This window comes from Bacteroides sp. AM16-24, assembly GCF_003471885.1.
In the GTDB taxonomy this organism is placed as follows: Bacteria; Bacteroidota; Bacteroidia; order Bacteroidales; family Bacteroidaceae; genus Bacteroides.
In genome coordinates this window covers 274,218-294,542 of record NZ_QRKI01000002.1, presented here as the reverse complement: position 1 = coordinate 294,542, position 20,325 = coordinate 274,218, and the positions used below count along the sequence as shown (strand labels likewise).

15 protein-coding genes are annotated in these 20,325 nt (G+C 42.4%); 6 read left to right on the top strand and 9 right to left on the bottom strand.

The features are described from left to right. Position 1 precedes the first annotated feature (1 nt). Positions 2 to 382, bottom strand: a complete 381-nt coding sequence (locus DW182_RS03750) for a TraR/DksA C4-type zinc finger protein (protein ID WP_007662716.1) — start codon at positions 380 to 382, stop codon at positions 2 to 4. 28 nt (positions 383 to 410) lie between these two features. Next, positions 411 to 3,836 carry an isoleucine--tRNA ligase gene (ileS, locus tag DW182_RS03745; RefSeq protein ID WP_117706410.1) on the bottom strand — a complete coding sequence of 1,142 codons (3,426 nt, stop codon included), beginning with the start codon at positions 3,834 to 3,836 and terminating at the stop codon, positions 411 to 413. 186 nt (positions 3,837 to 4,022) lie between these two features. Here ileS and DW182_RS03735 point away from each other — a divergent pair, with 186 nt between their 5' ends. The 3 genes from DW182_RS03735 to DW182_RS03725 all read left to right on the top strand — a co-directional run bounded on the left by DW182_RS03735 (position 4,023) and on the right by DW182_RS03725 (position 6,513). Then, on the top strand, positions 4,023 to 4,580 hold the full coding sequence (locus DW182_RS03735) for an NAD(P)H-dependent oxidoreductase (protein ID WP_117706414.1): 558 nt from the start codon (positions 4,023 to 4,025) through the stop codon (positions 4,578 to 4,580). 545 nt (positions 4,581 to 5,125) lie between these two features. Beyond that, positions 5,126 to 5,683 carry a hypothetical protein gene (locus DW182_RS03730; RefSeq protein WP_007662720.1) on the top strand — a complete coding sequence of 186 codons (558 nt, stop codon included), beginning with the start codon at positions 5,126 to 5,128 and terminating at the stop codon, positions 5,681 to 5,683. 128 nt (positions 5,684 to 5,811) lie between these two features. Then, positions 5,812 to 6,513, top strand: coding sequence for an SIMPL domain-containing protein (locus DW182_RS03725; protein WP_118294717.1), 702 nt, complete (start codon positions 5,812 to 5,814; stop codon positions 6,511 to 6,513). Between the two features lie 26 nt (positions 6,514 to 6,539). Here DW182_RS03725 and DW182_RS03720 read toward each other — a convergent pair whose 3' ends face one another. After that, entirely contained in the window at positions 6,540 to 8,072 is a 1,533-nt protein-coding gene (locus tag DW182_RS03720) for a carbon-nitrogen hydrolase family protein (protein ID WP_115503305.1), read from the bottom strand. 215 nt (positions 8,073 to 8,287) lie between these two features. Here DW182_RS03720 and DW182_RS03715 point away from each other — a divergent pair, with 215 nt between their 5' ends. Next, positions 8,288 to 11,560, top strand: a complete 3,273-nt coding sequence (locus DW182_RS03715; RefSeq protein WP_118294716.1) for a TonB-dependent receptor domain-containing protein — start codon at positions 8,288 to 8,290, stop codon at positions 11,558 to 11,560. A gap of 96 nt (positions 11,561 to 11,656) precedes the next feature. On the opposite strand, the gene xylE is transcribed toward DW182_RS03715, so the two are convergent. The 4 genes from xylE to DW182_RS03695 form a co-directional block, all read right to left on the bottom strand. Beyond that, positions 11,657 to 13,108: a D-xylose transporter XylE gene (xylE, locus tag DW182_RS03710; RefSeq protein WP_118294715.1), complete on the bottom strand. Its 1,452-nt coding sequence runs from the start codon at positions 13,106 to 13,108 to the stop codon at positions 11,657 to 11,659. Positions 13,109 to 13,225: 117 nt separating this feature from the next. Continuing rightward, entirely contained in the window at positions 13,226 to 14,542 is a 1,317-nt protein-coding gene (gene xylA / locus DW182_RS03705; RefSeq protein WP_117706422.1) for a xylose isomerase, read from the bottom strand. A gap of 94 nt (positions 14,543 to 14,636) precedes the next feature. Then, positions 14,637 to 16,127 (bottom strand): xylulokinase, encoded by a 1,491-nt coding sequence (locus DW182_RS03700; protein WP_118294714.1) that lies wholly within the window; start codon positions 16,125 to 16,127, stop codon positions 14,637 to 14,639. Positions 16,128 to 16,171: 44 nt separating this feature from the next. Then, positions 16,172 to 16,903, bottom strand: coding sequence for an NUDIX domain-containing protein (locus tag DW182_RS03695; RefSeq protein ID WP_044155189.1), 732 nt, complete (start codon positions 16,901 to 16,903; stop codon positions 16,172 to 16,174). Between the two features lie 465 nt (positions 16,904 to 17,368). On the opposite strand from DW182_RS03695, the gene fabD reads away from it, so the two are divergent. Together fabD and DW182_RS03685 are read left to right on the top strand one after the other, a co-directional pair. After that, positions 17,369 to 18,256 carry an ACP S-malonyltransferase gene (fabD, locus tag DW182_RS03690; protein ID WP_117706426.1) on the top strand — a complete coding sequence of 296 codons (888 nt, stop codon included), beginning with the start codon at positions 17,369 to 17,371 and terminating at the stop codon, positions 18,254 to 18,256. A 254-nt stretch (positions 18,257 to 18,510) separates the two neighbouring features. Further along, positions 18,511 to 19,038: a hypothetical protein gene (locus DW182_RS03685; protein WP_370449793.1), complete on the top strand. Its 528-nt coding sequence runs from the start codon at positions 18,511 to 18,513 to the stop codon at positions 19,036 to 19,038. Positions 19,039 to 19,880: 842 nt separating this feature from the next. Here DW182_RS03685 and DW182_RS03680 read toward each other — a convergent pair. Beyond that, positions 19,881 to 20,108 carry a GNAT family N-acetyltransferase gene (locus DW182_RS03680; protein WP_255421267.1) on the bottom strand — a complete coding sequence of 76 codons (228 nt, stop codon included), beginning with the start codon at positions 20,106 to 20,108 and terminating at the stop codon, positions 19,881 to 19,883. 24 nt (positions 20,109 to 20,132) lie between these two features. After that, complete coding sequence (locus tag DW182_RS22400) at positions 20,133 to 20,234, bottom strand: hypothetical protein (protein WP_233564077.1); 102 nt, start codon at positions 20,232 to 20,234, stop codon at positions 20,133 to 20,135. Positions 20,235 to 20,325: the final 91 nt, after the last annotated feature.

The window sequence follows — 20,325 nt, the reverse complement described above, 5'->3', positions numbered from 1 at the left end:
CTTACTTCTTACTGTTATTTTTGGCCTCAATGCTCAGTGTAGCATGGGGCACAGCACGCAAACGTTCGGCAGGAATCAACTTACCTGTTTCACGGCAAATACCATACGTTTTATTCTCGATGCGTACCAGTGCGGCTTGCAAACCCTGGATAAACTTCAACTGACGTTGAGCCAGGCGTGTCGTTTCTTCTTTGGACAAGGTGTTGGCACCTTCTTCCAAAACTTTGTACGTAGGAGACGTATCGTCGGTATCATTACCATCGGCTCCAGTTAAACTGGCTTTCAGCAATTCGTAATCGCGTTGTGCCAATTCTAACTTCTCATTAATAATGGCGCGGAATTCTTCCAATTCAGCATCTGAGTATCTTGTTTTTTCTGCCATAACTTTACGTGTTAAATCGTTAGTATTATTATTCTTTTACAACGCTTACGTACAGGGAGAAATCGTCAAAGTTAAGTTCCGTGCCGTTTTCCACCTCATCGGTCAGCGTCAGTGAGGTTCCTAAAACCTGGTTACAAATATAGTCTTTATATTCGTTTACCGCATCATCTGTTTGCTGATTTTTTGATAATGTAATCTTTATTTTGTCTGTTATCTCCAAACCGCTTGACTTGCGGATATTCTGAATACGGTTAACCAGCTCACGGGCAACGCCTTCCCGGCGAAGTTCTTCTGTAACGGTTACATCCAGGGCAACCGTCAGCTTTCCTTCGTTGGCAACCAGCCATCCCGGAATGTCTTCACTGAAGATTTCTACGTCAGCGGCTTCCACAACCACATCCACACCATCCAGTTGCAAAGTATAAGAGCCGTTCTTTTCCAGTTCAGTGATAGCTTCCTGTGACATTTCCGCTACAGCAGCAGCTACGGCTTTCATCTGTTTTCCGAATTTCGGTCCCATCTTCTTGAAGTCACATTTCACCTTCTTTACCAGCACACCAACAGCACCATCTACGAATTTGATGTCCTTCACGTTCACTTCGCTCATGATAAGCGCTTTCACAGCTTCGATGTGGGCACGTTGTTCTTTGTCTACTACCGGTATCATGATACATTGCAGCGGCTGGCGTACTTTGATGTTCACCTTGCGGCGCAAAGCCAATACCATGGAAGTTACATCTTGTGCCATTTGCATGCGGACTTCCAGTTCCTTGTCTATTATTTCCTCGTTGTATTCAGGGAATTTAGCCAAGTGTACGGATACTACGTTATCGCGTCCTGTTGCGGTGATCAGATCCATATAGAGCTTGTCGGCATAGAACGGAGCGATGGGCGACATCAGTTTGGCAACGGTTTCCAAACAAGTGTACAGAGTCTGGTATGCAGACAACTTATCCTGTGTAAATTCACCACCCCAGAAACGTTTACGGTTCAGGCGAACGTACCAGTTGGAGAGGTTGTCGTTTACGAAGTCAGATATCAGACGTCCGGCTTTTGTCGGTTCGTATTCGCTATAGCAAGTATCCACCTCTTTTACCAGTGTATTCAGTACGGAGAGTATCCAACGGTCGATTTCAGGACGTTCAGCCATCGGCACATCAGCTTCCTTGTATTCAAATCCGTCTACATTGGCGTAGAGGGAGAAGAAAGAATACGTATTATATAAGGTACCGAAGAATTTACGACGAACTTCCTCGATGCCGTCTACGTCGAATTTCAGGTTATCCCACGGAGAAGAGTTGGTGATCATGTACCAGCGCAAGGGATCGGACCCGTATTTCTCGATAGTAGAGAAAGGATCTACACCATTGCCCAGACGCTTGGACATCTTGTTACCATTCTTATCAAGTACCAATCCGTTAGAAATAACAGCCTTGTAAGAGATGGTATCGAATACCATTGAAGCGATTGCATGAAGCGTAAAGAACCAACCGCGAGTCTGATCCACACCTTCGGCGATAAAGTCGGCAGGGTAAACCTGATGGCTATCCAGCAGTTCTTTGTTCTCGAACGGATAGTGGATTTGTGCATACGGCATGGCTCCGGAATCGAACCATACGTCTATCAGGTCCGCTTCACGCTTCATGGGCTTGCCGTCTTTCGATACGAGGATGATGTCGTCCACATACGGACGGTGCAAGTCTATCTTATCATAATTTTCTCCATTGTACTCTCCGGGTACGAAACCTTTATCCTTATAAGGATTAGACTTCATGAATCCGGCAGCTACGGATTTCTCTATTTCATTATAAAGCTCTTCAACCGAACCGATGCAAATTTCCTCGCTGTTGTCTTCCGTGCGCCAGATAGGCAGCGGAGTACCCCAGTAGCGTGAACGGCTCAGGTTCCAGTCATTTAGATTTTCCAGCCACTTGCCAAAACGTCCCGTACCGGTGCTTTCCGGTTTCCAGTTGATCGTCTTATTCAGCTCAATCATGCGGTCTTTGCAAGCGGTAGAGCGGATGAACCAGCTATCCAACGGATAATACAATACCGGTTTGTCCGTACGCCAGCAGTGCGGATAATTGTGCACATGCTTCTCTATCTTGAACGCTTGGTTATTGGCTTTCATCATCATGCAGAGACTTACGTCCAGACTTTCGTCCTGATCTGTCAGATTCGGATCGTAATCGTTCTTCACGAAACGGCCTGCATATTCTTTATATAAATCTACGTTTACGCGCTCTTTCACGAAGTTCTCGTCCAGTTCGTCCAATTTATAGAACTTACCAGTCAGATCCACCATTGGGCGGAGTTCACCTTTCTTATTGATGAGTTGCAAAGGCGGAACGCCAGCGGCTTTCGCTACCTGGGCATCGTCCGCACCGAATGTCGGAGCGATATGTACGATACCTGTACCGTCTTCCGTAGTCACATAGTCACCTGAGATTACGCGGAATGCACCTTCACCCGGATTCACCCAAGGTATCAGTTGTTCATATTCCATACCTACAAGTTCCGGACCTTTATATTCTCCTATAACTTTGAACGGTATCAGTTTGTCTCCCGGTTTGTAATCTTCCAGAGCAATGTCTTCCGCTTTCTTATTGAAATGCGTGTAGAGCAAAGCTTTGGCAAGTACAACGGTGATTTTCTCTCCAGTGTATCCGTTGTAGCTTTGTACGGCTACATAGTCTATCTTCGGGCCTACGCAAAGCGCAGTATTCGAAGGTAATGTCCACGGAGTGGTGGTCCATGCAATGAAATACGGAGTTCCCCACTCTGCCATTTCCGGCTTCGGGTTCTTCATCTTGAACTGTGCCACACAAGTCACATCCTTCACGTCGCGGTAGCAACCGGGCTGGTTCAATTCGTGTGAGCTCAGTCCTGTTCCGGCAGCGGGAGAATACGGCTGTATGGTGTATCCTTTATAAAGATACCCTTTTGTATAGAGTTGCTTCAACAGCCACCACAATGTTTCGATGTAGCGGTTGTCGTAGGTGATATAAGGATCGGTCATGTCTACCCAATACCCCATCTTGTGAGTCAGATCTTCCCATTCTTTGGTGAACTTCATCACATCTTTGCGGCAGGCAGCGTTATAGTCGGCTACGGAGATCGTTTTACCGATATCTTCCTTGGTGATGCCCATTGCTTTTTCCACACCCAGTTCCACAGGAAGTCCGTGTGTGTCCCATCCGGCTTTACGTTTCACCAGGAAACCTTTCATGGTTTTGTAACGGCAGAAAATATCTTTGATGGAGCGAGCCATTACGTGGTGAATGCCCGGCATACCGTTGGCAGAGGGCGGTCCTTCATAAAAAACGAAAGAAGGACAGCCTTCACGTTCTGTCATACTCTTGGCGAAAACCTGGTTCTCGTCCCATTTCTTCAACACTTCCGCGTTTACCTTTGAGAGGTCGAACTGCGAATATTCGGCAAACTTCTTACCCATCTTATTTGCAATTTAACTATTTACAATTTAACGATCAAGGGGGTACTTTGAGACGTGCTAAAGCGACCCTTCTTATTTTAAGGGTGCAAAGTTACAAAAAAGTTAGAGAAAAGATATTATTGAATAGAAAAAAACTATTTTTGCCTGTCGTAATTGATTATTCACCAAAACATCTAAAACAATAGTATGGACAAAGATCTAAAAAAGGTTGTGGTGCTCCTGGCACACCCCAACATGGAAAACTCACAAGCCAATAAAGCCCTGTTTGATACCATAAAGGATATAGAAGATGTGGCTGTTTTTAATTTATACGAGATGCCGGATGAGGATATCCTCAATATGGATGCATGGAGCCGGATTATATCTCATGCCAATGCAGTGGTATATCAGTTCCCATTTTATTGGATGTCGGCACCATCTTTATTAAAGAAATGGCAGGACGGGATATTTACCTATTTGGCAAAAACTCCGGCAGTAGCCGGTAAACCTTTGTTGGTTGTTACCACTACCGGTTCTGAATTTGATGCGTACCGAAGTGGAGGAAGAAATCGCTTCACGGTGGATGAACTTTTGCGTCCTTATCAGGGTGGCGCTGTGCATGCAGGGATGGTATGGCAGACTCCTTTCGTGGTGTATGGTATGGGAACACCCGATGCGGAAAAGAATATTGCCCTGGCAGCGGATCTTTATAAAAAACGGGTGATGGCACTTATCGGGAAAAACAAATCGGAAGATAGCTGGTAAAGTGTAAAGTATCGGTTGAAACACTTGATTTTACCTTTACAATGTGCCGGATACCTATGGGCGATTTATTCGGTAACAAATTAAATCGATTATAGTTATTTCAGACGTTTCGTTTTTGGAATAATAATAGGCAAAAAAGAAGATAAGGTGGTATTTCCTCACAAGGATTTGCCACCTTTTTTGTTGATATATATTCAAATTGGGATTGAAAGCATATTTCTGTGCTGTTAATAAACATTGGATAGGTTCTTAAAAAACGTTCTGATTATTCTTTAAAAACGTTGTTTGCGGTTATTAATGAGTTATTTTAGCTGTCATGATTTCAGAGCTTTTTATGGATTTAATTCATTCCTCTAAAAGAAATCATTTAATTATGAAATGCGTAGGAAAAAAGAAAGAGTTTTTCAAGAGGACATTGGTAGTTTATTTATTAACGTCAGTTTACCTCGTTCATGGTAAAAACAAGTTCCAGTTATAATCTTTTTCTGATTGAAATTTGTCCTTTCCCTGTCATATCCGTAACTTTGTAAATCAAAGAACCCGATATGAATCAGGAATTACTAGAACGAACACTAAAGAACCGCCGGATAGAACTGACGAATCAGGAGAAAAAGGATTATTATCCTAAAGAGAATCTTTTTATTCTCTTGTTTGCTTCTGCTATCGTACTGCTAATGCCATTGATGGCAAGGCTCAAGGGGGAGATTATAGAAACGGAGTTTTTATGGTTTTCCGTATTGTTTCCTGCCGTCTCTGTTGCGGTCATTTACATCACTTATTGGAATAAGAAGAATACACTCAAACTGCATTACATCAACACAGCTCTTACTCCGCAAGAACAGCAAAATGTATTGATGCGACTGGCAAAGGAAAATCGCTGGAAAATAATTCTGTGCAATAAGCGACAATTTGTAGCGGATGATATGTGTATGCGTTGGCATGTACGTGTTGTCGTCATTTTCGGAAATCCGCATATGGCTTATAATAGCCGTTGTAATCCTACCAATAATCGTTGGCACGCTTCCGGTGGCAGGAATTGGGATAATCTGGAAATGATTCGCCAAGCTATCGAAAAAGAATGGGCAATTAAAAATAAGAACTAAAAATACTCTGCTGTTGTCTCAGGATATCGCAATTCTTGTATGAATTCTTAAAATGAGAGTAGATGATTATCACAATATCCTCTTTTTTTGTATCATTGCAAACGTAATTCTCTAAAGAACATACTATTATGAAAACTAGATTTTTATTATTTGCCGTATTTCTATTGGTGTGCAGTACTGCATTCAGTCAGGACAGTGATAATGCGAAGTATATTGAAGTAACCGGAACCTCGGAAATAACCCTTGTACCTGACGAGATTCATTATCTTATCGAGATTAAAGAATATTGGGAAGAGGAATTTGACGGAAAGTCCAAACCGGAGAATTATCGGACTAAAGTGCCATTGATCGGAATAGAGAGAAATTTGAGAGCTGCCTTGCGAAAGATTGGGATTCCGGAAGACGCCATCCGTACACAAGAGGTAGGTGATTATTGGCGTGAACGCGGATTTGAATTCCTGGTATCTAAACGGTTTGATATCACATTGACCGATTTTAGTCAGATAGATGAGATTCTAAAGGTTATCGACACGAAAGGTATCAACTACATGCGTATCGGGGAACTGAAGAATAAAGATATGCAGGTTTATCGGCAACAAGGTAAGATAGAGGCACTGAAAGCTGCACAAAAGAAAGCAGGATATTTGGTGGAAGCATTAGGCAAACGCCTGGGAGATGTCATTCGCATTGTCGAACCGCAGGAAAGTGCAGGTTATCCCCGGTATTTTGCAGCCCAGAGCAATGTGAGTTCATCACAGTCAGAAGCTTACGATGCTTTCCGTACGATAAAACTGAATTATTCGATGCTGGTGAGGTTCGAGATAAAGTAGAATCGTACGGAGAGCAAAGAAAGACTCTATTTTTTCATCCTTACCTCATACAAGTCGCTTCTCCTGTCTTTCAGGTTGCGCACACTGCCGTAAGTATGCAATTCATTCAATAAATCCAGATCCACATCGGATACCAGTATCATTTCTGTATTTGGTGTGGCTTCTGCACGCTTGCCATCCGTTGGGAATGCAAAGTCGCAGGGGGTAAATACACCTGACTGTGCATACTGAATATCCATATTGTGCACACGCGGAAGATTACCTACACTACCGGCAATGACAACGAAACATTCATTTTCGATGGCACGGGCATGGGCGCATACCTTTACACGCGAGTAAGCATTTTGCGTATCCGTCAGGAAAGGAACGAATAAAATCTGCATACCCTGGTCTGCCATAATACGGGATAATTCCGGAAATTCCACATCATAGCAAATCAATACGCCGATCTTAGCACAGTCCGTATCGAATGTCTGCAAAGCCTTTCCGCCACTTAATCCCCAGCTTTTTATTTCATCGGGTGTGACGTGCAACTTCTCATACATCTCAAAACTACCATCGCGGCGACAAAGGAAACCGACATTATACAAAAGTCCGTCTTCTTTAATGAGCGGCATGCTACCCGTAATGATATTGATGTTGTAACTGATAGCCAACTTTACAAATCGTTCTCTAATCTCCTCTGTATAAGCCGCCAGTCCGCGAATGGCCTGTGACTCCCCTTCATTATTGAATTTTGCCATCAGTGGGGCATTGAAGTATTCGGGGAAAAGAATGAAGTCACTCTTATAATCGGATACGGCATCCACAAAGAATTCTACCTGTTCAAACAGGTCATCCAGTGTCTGATAACTACGCATCTGCCACTGCACCAATCCTACGCGCACGGTGGTTTTCGGTGCAATATATTCTTCTGTGGGTTCCTGATAGTAAATGTTATCCCATTGCAACAGACAAGCATAATGCCTGGATTCCTCGTCATTCGGCAAGTAATTGCGCATTACCTTGCGTACGTGGAAATCATTGGAAAGCTGAAAGGTCAATACAGGGTCGAAAATTTCTTTCTGCTTTACCTTATCTATATACTCTTTCGGGCGAAGCTGATCTGAGTATTTATAATAGTTGGGAATACGTCCACCGAACATAATAGCTTTCAGGTTCAGAGTTTCACAAAGCTCCTTGCGGTATTCGTACATACGACGTGCCAGCCGGAGCCCACGGTATTGGGGATGAATAAAGACTTCAATACCATATAATATATTGCCTTTAGGGTTATGGGTATTGAAGGTTTCTTTACCCGTCACCTGTGCATAAGTATGATCGTTCTTCACATCATCGTAATTCACAATAATGGAAAGTGCGCAGCCGACAATTTTTTCGTCTACCACGGTTACAATCTGTCCTTCGGGGAAAATTCGGATGAGTTTTTCAATTTGTTTGTGTGTCCAAAACACATCGCTTCCATCCGTATATACACGGGTGAATGATTGCGCCAGTTGCTCGTAGTCTTCTATCTGTAAATTACGCAACTGTACTTTGTTGATTTTCAATGAGTCCATAATGTCTCTTTTTTATACCAAAAGTTAAATCCGCTACAAAGGTACGGTTTAAACTTATACATTGTCTCCCGGAATAAACATTTTTGTGAGAAAGTGACTCTGCAAAAAAAGAAATGAGGATTTAACACTTTAGGAATAAGAGTATTTTGCTTTTTTTATACTTTTGCATCGTTTTCTACAACTTTCAGTTTATTCCTGTTTAAATTAAAAAAATCATGGCTAAAAAGATGTTATTCCTGTTTGTGCTTTTGCTTTCCCTTACAGGAATGCTCAAGGCACAGGTAACTACTGCCGGAATGAGTGGTAAAGTGGTGGCTGACGAAGAAGCTGTCATCGGTGCTACGGTTGTAGCCGTACACGAACCTTCCGGAACCAGTTACGGTACTGTTACCAATATAGACGGACGTTTCAGTCTGCAAGGCATGCGCTCCGGTGGTCCTTACAAGGTAACGGTATCATATGTAGGTTATCAGACTGCAATCTATACAGGCATCCAGCTGCAACTAGGTGAGACTTATTCTTTGAATGTAACCCTGCACGAAGCTTCGGAATTATTGGGAGAAATCACCATTACAGCCAGCAAGTCAAAGTTCAGTGCTGAAAAGACAGGAGCTACTACCAATATTTCTTCTGAGCAGCTCACCACATTGCCCAGTATTAACCGTAGTATCAGCGATTTTACCCGCATTTCCCCGTATGCGTCAGGAAACAATTTTGGAGGCCGCGACGGACGTTCCAATACGTTCACGGTAGATGGCGCGAACTTAAATAATAACTTCGGCTTGTCTTCTAATCTACCCGGAGGTGGAAATCCTATTTCACTGGATGCCATTGATGAAGTACAGGTTGTGATTGCCCCATACGATGTGCGTCAGGCAAACTTTATCGGTGCAGGCATTAATGCCATTACGAAATCGGGTACAAACGCTTACAGAGGCAGCGCTTATATGTACTTCAACAATGAAGTGATGCGCGGTAACAAAATTGGCAATACTGATTTCGGGGCGCGTGCCGAAGAGTCCAAGACTGTTTACGGTGCTACATTGGGTGGTCCTATCATTAAAGACAAGCTGTTCTTCTTTGCAAATGTAGAGTATGAAAAGAGTCCGCAGCAGGTTGTAAAATGGCGCGCTGCCCAAGAAGGTGAAACTCCTAACAACTCTACCATCTCCCGTGCCACAGCAGCAGATATGGTTGAATTCTCTCAGATACTAAAAGACAAATATGGTTATGACACCGGTTCTTTCACTAACTTTCCTGCCAATATCACTAATCTGAAACTATTGGGGCGTATCGACTGGAATATAGATAAAGGGAATAAATTGAGCGTACGTTATAACTTTACAAACAACAAAACCTGGAATGCTCCAAATGGAAGTTCCGGAAATACCGGATATCGCCTGGCTTATGACCGTGTTTCCCAATATTCCATGTCATACGCTAATTCCTGCTATTCCTTGCAGAATATTGTAAACTCTGTTACTGCCGAATTAAACAGCCGTTTTACATCTGCCATATCCAATCAGCTGCTATTTACTTACAGTGATATGACGGATGAACGCGGTACAAATTCCGGCTTGTTCCCTTTCATTGACATCATGTACGGATATAACAATGAGGGTAACCAGATTCTGGAACCATATATGACGGCCGGCTATGAATTGTTTACTTACAATAATAAAGTGAAGAATACGGTGACGACCATCGTAGACAACTTCACCTATTACCTGGGTACCCATAAATTAACAGCCGGTATCAGTTACGAACACCAGAAGGCGAGTAACTCTTACATGCGCAACGGAACAGGATATTACCGATACTCCAGCTTCGAGGATTTCAAAAATGGAGCTGCTCCCGAATCTTTCGCCTTGGCTTATGGCTACAACGGAAATACAAAACCTTCTGCTGATGTGAATTTCGGCCAGTTGGGCGTCTATCTGCAAGATGAATGGAACATTCGCGATAACTTCAAACTGACTGCGGGCATACGTATGGACAACCTGAGTTTCCTGAACGAATTAATGCGCAATCAGGCTATTTATGATTTGGATTTTAACGGCATGCACATCGATACAGGTGCATGGCCTGACAGTAAATTGCAATTCTCACCACGTCTGGGTTTTACTTGGGATGTATTCAATGATAAAACCCTGAAAGTGCGTGGTGGTTCGGGATTTTTCACAGGACGTATTCCTTTGGTATTCTTTACCAATATGCCAACCAATTCCGGAATGATCCAGAATCTGGTAAGTATCACCACACGATATAAGGACGGTAAAGTTATAAACCGTGATCCGCGTCTGGAGTTACTGAAAGGTAACATGATAATAGACGTAAACCAAATGATTTCTACATTAGGACTTCCCACTACCATCACTCCCGAAGAAGGTGTGTTGCCAAGCGGTATCGTAGGTATCGATCCTGATTTCAAAATGCCGCAAGTGTGGAAGACCTCCCTTGCCCTGGATTATCAGATACCCGCCTCCTTCCCTCTTACCGTTACATTAGAGGGTATGTTCTCCAAAGATATCAATGCCGTACGTCAATTTAACTATAATATAAAGAGTCCGGAAGATACGTGGCAGCGCTTCAACGGTCCAGACGAGCGCTACATCTATCCTGAAAACTATTTGGAACACACCAATATCAACAGTGCAAACGTCTTGACCAATACATCCAAAGGATGGGGCTGGACAGGCAATATCACCGTATTTGCCGAACCTGCGAAAAATGTGAATATCATGGCCGCCTACACGCACACCGAATCCAAGGAAATCAGTGGGATGCCCGGTTCAGATGCCAACTCTGCGTGGACAAACATGCCTTCCATCAACGGTCCGAATAATTCAGGATTGATGCGTTCACGCTACGTTACTCCCAACCGTGTAATAGCTTCCATTAACTGGCGTGTACACGTAAACAAAAGAAGTACTTCTAATTTCAGCCTCTTTTACAGTGGTTACTCATCCGGCAGCTACAGTTTTATGTACTCTAATGACATGAACGGTGACGGTGTGACCAATGACCTCATTTATATCCCGAAGACGAAAGATGAAATCAAATTCACGAGTGCCGAAGATGCAGATGCATTCTGGAAGTTCGTGAATCAAGACCCTTATCTGAAGAAGCATAAAGGCGAATATGCCGAAGCTTATTCGGCAAGTGCTCCTTGGATACACCGCTTTGATTTCCGTTGGAGCCGCGACTTTTTCGTGAAGATTGGCAAAACTAAGAATACGCTGCAACTCAGCCTGGATATCCTGAATATAGGTAACTTACTGAACAGCAAATGGGGCGTAACAAAGAACATGTCCGGCGCTAACGGTGGACGCATCCTTACCTATAAGGGTACGGGTGAAAGAAATACTCCTGTTTTCTCTATGTACAAAGACAGTGACGGTAATTATCCTACTGAAAGCTTCACCCGAAACCTAAATTACAGCGAATGCTGGAAGCTTCAAATTGGCCTGCGATACGTGTTCAATTAAAGATTCGGAACTTATATTTATCAAAAAAGAAAAGGTGCAACCGATAGTTTCAGTTGCACCTTTTTACATTCATAAGATCTTAAAGGAGAGAGTATTTTACTTGTTTCTTCTCCAAAGTTTACTCATATCTTCCAGAGTCTTACCCTTCGTTTCGGGCACCCAACGCCAAACGAAGAAGGCAGCTGCAACACAGATGATGCCATACAAGCTGTATGCGAACATCGGACTGAAATCGTACAGTGCCGGGAATGTAGAGGATATGATATAGTTGAAAATCCATTGGAAAGCTACTGCAATAGCTACGGCTTTGCCACGGATGGTATTCGGGAAGATTTCTGAAATCAATACCCAGCAAATCGGTCCCCATGACATCATAAAGAAAGCTGCGTATACAATCACGGAAAGAACCGGAACGATACCCTTGATTCCCATGCTGTCGCACATTGCCACTGCAAATGCACCTACTGCCATACCGATAGAACCGATAATCAGCAACGGCTTGCGTCCGAAACGGTCTACAGTAAAGATAGCTACAAGAGTAAATACAATGTTTACAATACCCATGATGACAGTCTGCATCATACCACCACCTTCAGCACCTGCATTTTCAAAAATACGCGGAGCATAGTAGAGTACGGCATTGATACCAATGGCCTGCTGGAATACGGAAAGCAAAATACCGATAACGATAACTGCCACACCGTAAGAGAACAGTTTCTCTGTCTTTTCCTTGGAAGTAGCCTTGATTTCTGCCAGAATTTCTTTTGCTTTGCTTGCACCATTCACTTTCTCCAGGATAGAGTATGCCTTTTCGTCCTGATGTATCAGCACCAGATAACGCGGAGTCTTCGGTACAAAGAAAAGGAGGAAACCGAATAATGCAGCCGGGAATGCTTCCGAACCGAACATATAACGCCAGCCTGTTTGTACGCTCCACATATCCGAAGCGGCATTCACTGACAATATGCCTTCAGCGCTTTTATCAATAATAGGATTCGTGTGATCGCCCATAATCAGGAAGTTAACGAAATAAACCACCAACATACCGAAGATAATGGCAAACTGGTTACAAGATACCAACGTTCCACGAATATTAGAAGGCGCAATTTCTGCGATATACATCGGACATACGGCAGAGGCAAGACCTACACCAATACCACCCAATACGCGATACAAATTGAATGCGATGAGCAATTCCATGTTTGGCTCACCGTAGTTGAAAAATAAAACTTCAGGATAGTAAGAACCCAATGCAGACAGGAAGAACAGCACGGATGCCAGTCTCAACGAATTGCGTCGTCCCAGGCGGGAAGCGAAGAAACCGGAAAGAGCACCACCGATCACACAGCCGATAAGTGCACTGGAAGAAGTGATACCATGCATCACCTTGTCATATTGGAAATCCGTAGCCATCAGGAAGAAAGCTTCCAAGCCCTTCTCCGCACCCGAGATTACCGCCGTATCGTAACCGAACAGTAGGCCTCCCAGAATGGCAACGGTTGTAATAGAATATAGGTAGAGTTTACTACCCTTGTTAGCATCATTCATGATAAAAAAGATTAGGTTGATAAATGAGTAAAAAGTGATAAAGAGATAAGTGGTAGAGTGATAAAGGTGATAGGGTGATATCACTTATCACTCTATCACCCTACCGCCTTTATTATATTAACAATACATATTTACGATTGCTTCATACAATTCCTGCTTACCGCTGGTTTGCTTCGGTTCGCCGTTAGCTTTCGCATAAGCTACAACATCTTCCAAAGACAATTTGCCTTCTTCGAATTCCTTACCCTTACCAGCGTCGAATGATGCGTAACGGTCAGCCAACATCTTCTTGTAAGGAGATTCTTCCAGTAATTTGGCTGCGCTTTCCAAAGCACGTGCCATAGCATCCATACCTGCAATGTGGGCGATGAAGATATCTTCCAAGTCGGTAGAGTTACGACGAGTCTTGGCGTCGAAGTTAGTACCGCCATTGCCCAAACCACCATTACGGATGATCTGCATCATAGCCTGAGTCAGTTCGTAGTTGTCGATAGGGAATTGGTCAGTATCCCAACCGTTCTGGTAGTCACCACGGTTAGCATCGATAGACCCCAACATGCCGTTGTCAACAGCTACAGCCAGTTCGTGCTCGAAAGTATGGCCGGCCAAAGTAGCGTGGTTAACCTCGATGTTTACTTTGAAATCCTTATCCAAACCATGAGCTTTCAGGAAGCCGATAACAGTTTCAGTATCTACGTCATACTGATGTTTTGTCGGTTCCATCGGTTTCGGTTCAATCAGGAAAGTACCTTTGAAGCCACGAGCACGTGCATAGTCACGAGCAATAGTCAACATCTTTGCAAGGTGTTCTTTTTCACGTTTCTGGTCAGTGTTCAGCAAAGACATATAACCTTCGCGACCGCCCCAAAATACATAGTTTGAACCACCCAGTTCGATAGTAGCGTCAATAGCGTTCTTAATCTGAACAGCGGCACGTGCCACAACGTCGAAATCAGGATTGGTAGCAGCACCGTTCATATAACGTGCATGACCGAATACGTTAGCAGTACCCCATAACAGCTTGATACCAGTTTCAGCTTGTTTTTCTTTTGCATAAGCTACGATAGCTTTCAGATTAGCTTCATATTCTTCGATACTTGCACCTTCAGAAATCAGGTCTACATCGTGGAAGCAATAGTATTCTATACCCATCTTCTGCATAAATTCGAAACCTGCATCCAATTTATTTTTAGCTGCTTGCAAAGCGTCAGAGTCACCATTCCAAGGGAATTGTTTCGTTCCGCCACCGAATTGGTCACCACCTTCTGCACAGAGAGTGTGCCACCAAGCCATAGCAAACTTCAACCAATCTTTCATCTTCTTACCCATGATTACCTTCTCAGCATCGTAGTAACGATATGCCATCGGGTTCATACTCTCTTTACCTTCGAATTTAATCTTTCCTATTCCGGGAAAATACTCTTTTGTTGCCATAATTTTAATTGAATTTTAAAGGGTTAATTATGTTTTAATTGTTAACTGTACTATTCAAAGTTTTCCTCGTATTCAGAGGAGAGTTAAGTTAGCATTATTTTGCCATTGATTTTTCCAAACGATGTTTCCAGCGTGCATAAGCATCCGCATATTCCTGGCGCTTAGCCTGGTTAGGCTCGATAACATCCAGTTTTTCCAGCGTTGCGAATGCCTCGTTATTATCCTTATAGATACCTGCACCGATGCCTGCTCCTTTGGCTGCACCTACCGAACCGTCCGTATCGTATAGTTCGATCGTTGCTCCCGTCACACCTGCCAACGTATCGCGGAAGATGGAGCTAAGGAACATATTTGCATGGCCTGCATGAATTTTCTGTACAGGAATACCCATACCTTCCATAATATCTATACCATACTTGAAAGAGAATACGATGCCTTCCTGAGCTGCACGCACGATATGTTGTTTGCCATGCAGATTGAAGTTCAAGCCACGGATGGAGCAGTTGATCTCTTTATTTTCGAGCATACGTTCCGCACCGTTGCCAAAGGGCAAGATACTGATACCCGCGCTGCCGATAGGAGCTTGTGATGCCAGTACATTCATTTCATTGTAAGAGATGCCTTCGGGAGCAATCGTACGTTTCACCCAAGAGTTAAGAATACCTGTACCATTGATGCAAAGCAGCACACCCAGACGGGTTTGTTCGTCCGTATGATTTACATGAGCGAATGTATTTACGCGTGATTTCGGATCATAGTTCACTTCACCGTTCACACCATATACAACGCCAGAAGTGCCTGCTGTAGAGGCGATTTCTCCCGGATTGAATACATTCAGTGAAAGAGCGTTATTCGGTTGGTCCCCTGCACGATATGTGATCGGTGTACCTTCCTTTAATCCCAATTCTTTTGCTGTAGCAGCATTCACACGGCCTTGTTCGGAGAATGTGGGTTTGATGTCCGCAATCAGAGAGTTATCGAAACCATAATAATCCATTAGGAAGTCGGCTACACGATTGTTCTTGAAATCCCAGAACATACCTTCCGAAAGTCCGGAAACAGTGGTACAGATTTCACCGCTCAACTTCATGGCGATGTAATCACCCGGCAGCATAATCTTATAAATCCGTTCGTAGATGGCCGGTTCGTTTTCCTTGATCCATGCCAGTTTAGAGGCAGTGAAGTTACCCGGAGAGTTCAACAGATGTGAGAGACATTTCCCTTCTCCCAGCGTTTCGAAAGCTTTCTGTCCGTAAGGCACAGCACGCGAGTCACACCAGATAATGGAAGGACGCAACACATTCTGGTCTTTGTCCACACATACCAATCCATGCATCTGATAAGAGATACCGATTGCCTTGATTTCACCTGCGTTTGCACCCGATTCATTCATGACAGCCTGTGTGGCAAGCTTTAGATTTTCCCACCAACTTTCGGGATTTTGTTCCGCCCAACCCGGTTTAACTGCAATGATTGCCGCTTCTGTCTTCGGGAAGAAAGCAGAAGATACACATTTGCCGGTTTCGGCGTTTACCAGGCTCGCTTTTACGGACGAGCTTCCAATGTCATAGCCTAATAAATACATGGTATTAATTATGAGTTTTGATTTATGAATTATTTTATTAATACTTATCTTCTTACCTTATTATATATCTTCTTATCGAATCGATAATAGCGTGCGGCACGGTGGGCAACTCCCTGTTGTTTTTCCTCCAATGGAACAACGTATTCCATCATCGCTATTTTCTTGTGGAAGTTCCGTACATCAATAGGTTTGCCATATATCAATTCATATAAAGTACGCAGTTGTGATGCTGTAAACTTACGGGGAAGCAGATCAAACAAGGCTGACGGATTAATTTCCACATACTGGCGGATATACACCAGTGCTTCTTTAATAATCAGATTATGGTCGAAAGCCAATGCCTTAATATCTTGCAATGCCACCCAATATGCTTCGAAATCAGCCAGATTTCGACTCAGTGCCCGATCTATCTTCACCAGTGACAGGTAAGCAATCGTAACGATACGTTCCACTCTTGATTGCATGGCGCGTTCCAGCCAATGAATGTCTTTCGGGTCTTTTGTCCTATTCTTAGAACCGAATGCCTTGAATTGCATCAGATTGACGTTCTTCAAACCTGTCAGTTCGTTCAACACACGCTGGGCAGCTTCGTCCAAATCTTCATCCATATAGATCAGACTTCCGGGAAGCTTCATATCGTGGAAAATTTCACCTTGCTCCTCACCTACACGTTTTATCAACAGAACTTTTAATTGTTCTCCGTCAAAGCCAATCACTACACAGTCTACTGATATATGATTGTTCGCTAATGGGGTTTTATGTTCCATGTTTTGCATAATATCCATGTTTAAGCGCTGCAAATATAAACAGGTTTTTTGAATACACAAGCGTGAAAAACTTAATTTTTATCATGTTATAAAGCACTATTTTTCAATAGAATACATATCGTATATTTTACAATATCAGAACACATCCTTATCGTTGAAAGTACAATATGTATTATTGATAAACGGAAGAATCAGGTAATTGTAGGAAGTACAATAAGAGTGAAGTGCTTTATTTTTAAGGATTTTAGTATATCGGAAGATTAAAAAGACAAGTACCTCTTATTGTATTTTAGTTGAAGTGCCATAAAAAGATTTTTTTCTCATCTATCCCTCTACTTCCCCCAAAACCCCCTTCTCCGAACGGAGGAAGTTAAAATAGCTTATTGCACAAAAAACCTTCGTTTGTGCGGTCAATATCAGAAAAAGCTATACCTTTGCACCACTTTTTTAATTAACTACTAAAACAAGAACAGTATGAAAGCATTTGTATTTCCGGGTCAAGGTGCCCAATTCGTAGGAATGGGAAAAGACTTGTATGAAAACTCCGCTTTAGCAAAAGAATTGTTTGAAAAAGCCAATGATATCCTAGGATATCGCATTACGGATATTATGTTCAACGGTACGGACGAAGACCTGCGTCAGACGAAGGTTACTCAGCCTGCCGTATTCCTTCACTCCGTTATCTCCGCACTTTGTATGGGTGATGATTTTAAACCTGAGATGACTGCCGGTCACTCATTGGGTGAATTCTCTGCTCTGGTTGCTGCCGGTGCATTGAGTTTCGAAGATGGATTGAAGCTGGTTTATGCCCGTGCTATGGCTATGCAGAAAGCTTGCGAGATACAGCCCTCTACAATGGCGGCTATCATTGCCCTCTCCGATGAAAAAGTAGAAGAAATCTGCGAGCAAGTAACCGCTGAAGGTGAAGTTTGCGTTGCAGCCAACTATAACTGTCCGGGACAGATCGTAATTTCCGGTTCTATCGAAGGCATCAACAAGGCATGCGAACTGATGAAAGCTGCCGGAGCAAAACGTGCTTTGCCTTTGAAGGTAGGCGGCGCTTTCCACTCTCCGCTGATGAATCCTGCAAAAGTTGAATTGGAAGCAGCCATCAACGCTACTGAAATCCACGCTCCCAAATGTCCGGTTTATCAGAATGTAGATGCATTGCCTCATACTGATCCGAAAGAGATCAAGAAGAATCTCGTTGCTCAGCTGACAGCTTCTGTACGCTGGACGCAGACTGTTAAGAATATGGTTACTGATGGTGCTACCGACTTCACAGAATGTGGCCCGGGTGCCGTACTGCAAGGTCTGATCAAGAAGATTGCACCGGAGGTATCTGCTCACGGTATTGCATAATCCTTAAATACAACATATTTGTAAGGGCTGTCTTTTTAACTAAAGACAGCCCTTTATTTTGTAATCATACTATCCGCATTCAGAATAGGAAGATAAACAGCATCTCAACAAAACTTTTTCATGTAAGTATGAAAGTTCTACATCCAACTTGCATTATCTTTAGATAAGATAAGCTGCATCTCAGCATAACTTTTTCATGCAAGCATGAAAGTTCTGCGTTCGCTTTGCATTATCTTTGCAAAAACATGCATGATATGGAGAAAATCGACGAATACAGAAACACCCTTGCAATGCCTCTTTGCAAACTATCAATAGATAAGTTGGTGCAGGAAATATGCCTGCATCCGGAATACCTTAAAGATATATACCAATTGATTTCCGATGATAAAATCGTCGTTTCATGGCGGGCTATATGGGCATGTGAGAAAGTAAGTGAGAAGCATCCCGGCTGGTTTGTTCCATTGCTGGATGATATTATTCAGCGATTATTGGTCTGCCAACATGATGGTTCCAAACGGTTGTTGCTGTCTATATTATATAATGTACCTGCATCTGATCCTGTCTCTGTCGATTTGCTAAATTATTGTCTGGATCACATGTTGGCTCCACAAGAAAGTATCGGTGTGCAGGCATTATCTATCAGAATGGCTTACCAGCTTTGCAAGTCTGAGCCGGAACTTTTGAAAGAGCTGCAACTCATATTAGAGAATACAGATACCGAATATTACTCCACAGGCGTTAAGACTACCATACGGAATATCCTGAAAAAGATAAATAAATAATTGAGGTTTCGCAAGTTATGATATTTAGGAGTTAAAATCAGCTATAAAACAAATTAAATCCAATAACTATAACAAGCAATGTCATGATGCAAAACTAGCAATCTTGTAATGCGGAATATTGCTAGTTTTGCATCATGACATTGCTTGTTATGTTCCGTTTAAGGCTTCTGGGTGGGTTACCGTATTATTTTTCGCAGACTATTCTTGAAAAAGTATAACAATATTAAGACCAATAAAAGGCTTATTAGGGGTCAAAATAGGTTCAGGGTCACTTATAACCCCATTTATTGGCCATTTTTATTTGTATCAGCCAATATAATGCTAATATACAGACAGTTGACTTTTTTAGACTTTTGCAAAAAACGTATTTCAGTAGATTTGGAATATTGCAATCCGAACAAACCTTAAATGGGTAAATGTTTAATACAAAAAGTAAAACAATAAAGCGGAAGTGATAAAGAGTGAATAATAAAATCTTTATTCCTTAGTAGTTTAGCACTATTATAGTATGTTTTATTTACATCCATTTTAAATATCTTATTCATTTAAGCAGGAATTGGGGGTATAAGTGACCCTGAACCTATTTTGACCCCTAAATAGTACACTTTTTGTCTTTTTCTGAGGCATAACAGATTGATATACAATTATTAATCGTCAAAGAATCATTTTGTCCATGAGTTCACTTCATACACGCTGTTTTAGAAGAAGGTAAGAACCGTCTTTCTGATTGTCAAAAGAAAAAGCGCAACATGCGTTCGCGGATAATTTATCACTTCAGCAAAAGTTAAGAAGTTAAGTTTCGTAAGTACTGTTTTCCACTCCAAATTTACAGGTAGTGTACCCTAAATTATTTTTCTGTAATCCCCATCACTTTTCTTCTTAAACCCATTGCTTAGCAGCACCTTTATTGAAGCCACATTTTCTTCGGAAGGGTCCGCCGCTATTTCACGTCCTCCCAATTCAATGATCTTTTCTTCCAACTTCCTGATAATCATTTTACCAATACCTCTATTCAGATACTCTTCTTCGCCAATCAGAGGCTTTAATACTATTTCGTCTGTATCAATCATAAATTCATGTATGTCATTTCATGTTTATTCAACCCGATTTCCTTTCACATCAATAAAGAACGTTTCACCGTTCAGCTTCACCTTTGCTCTGCCATCTTTATTAAAATAGCGGGCGTCATCATATATAAAAGGAATAACTTCTTTCTCGTTTTATCTACATATCCCCACCAACCATTGTATTCCGTTGGCACTAATTTTTGTACTTTCATTTTTTGAG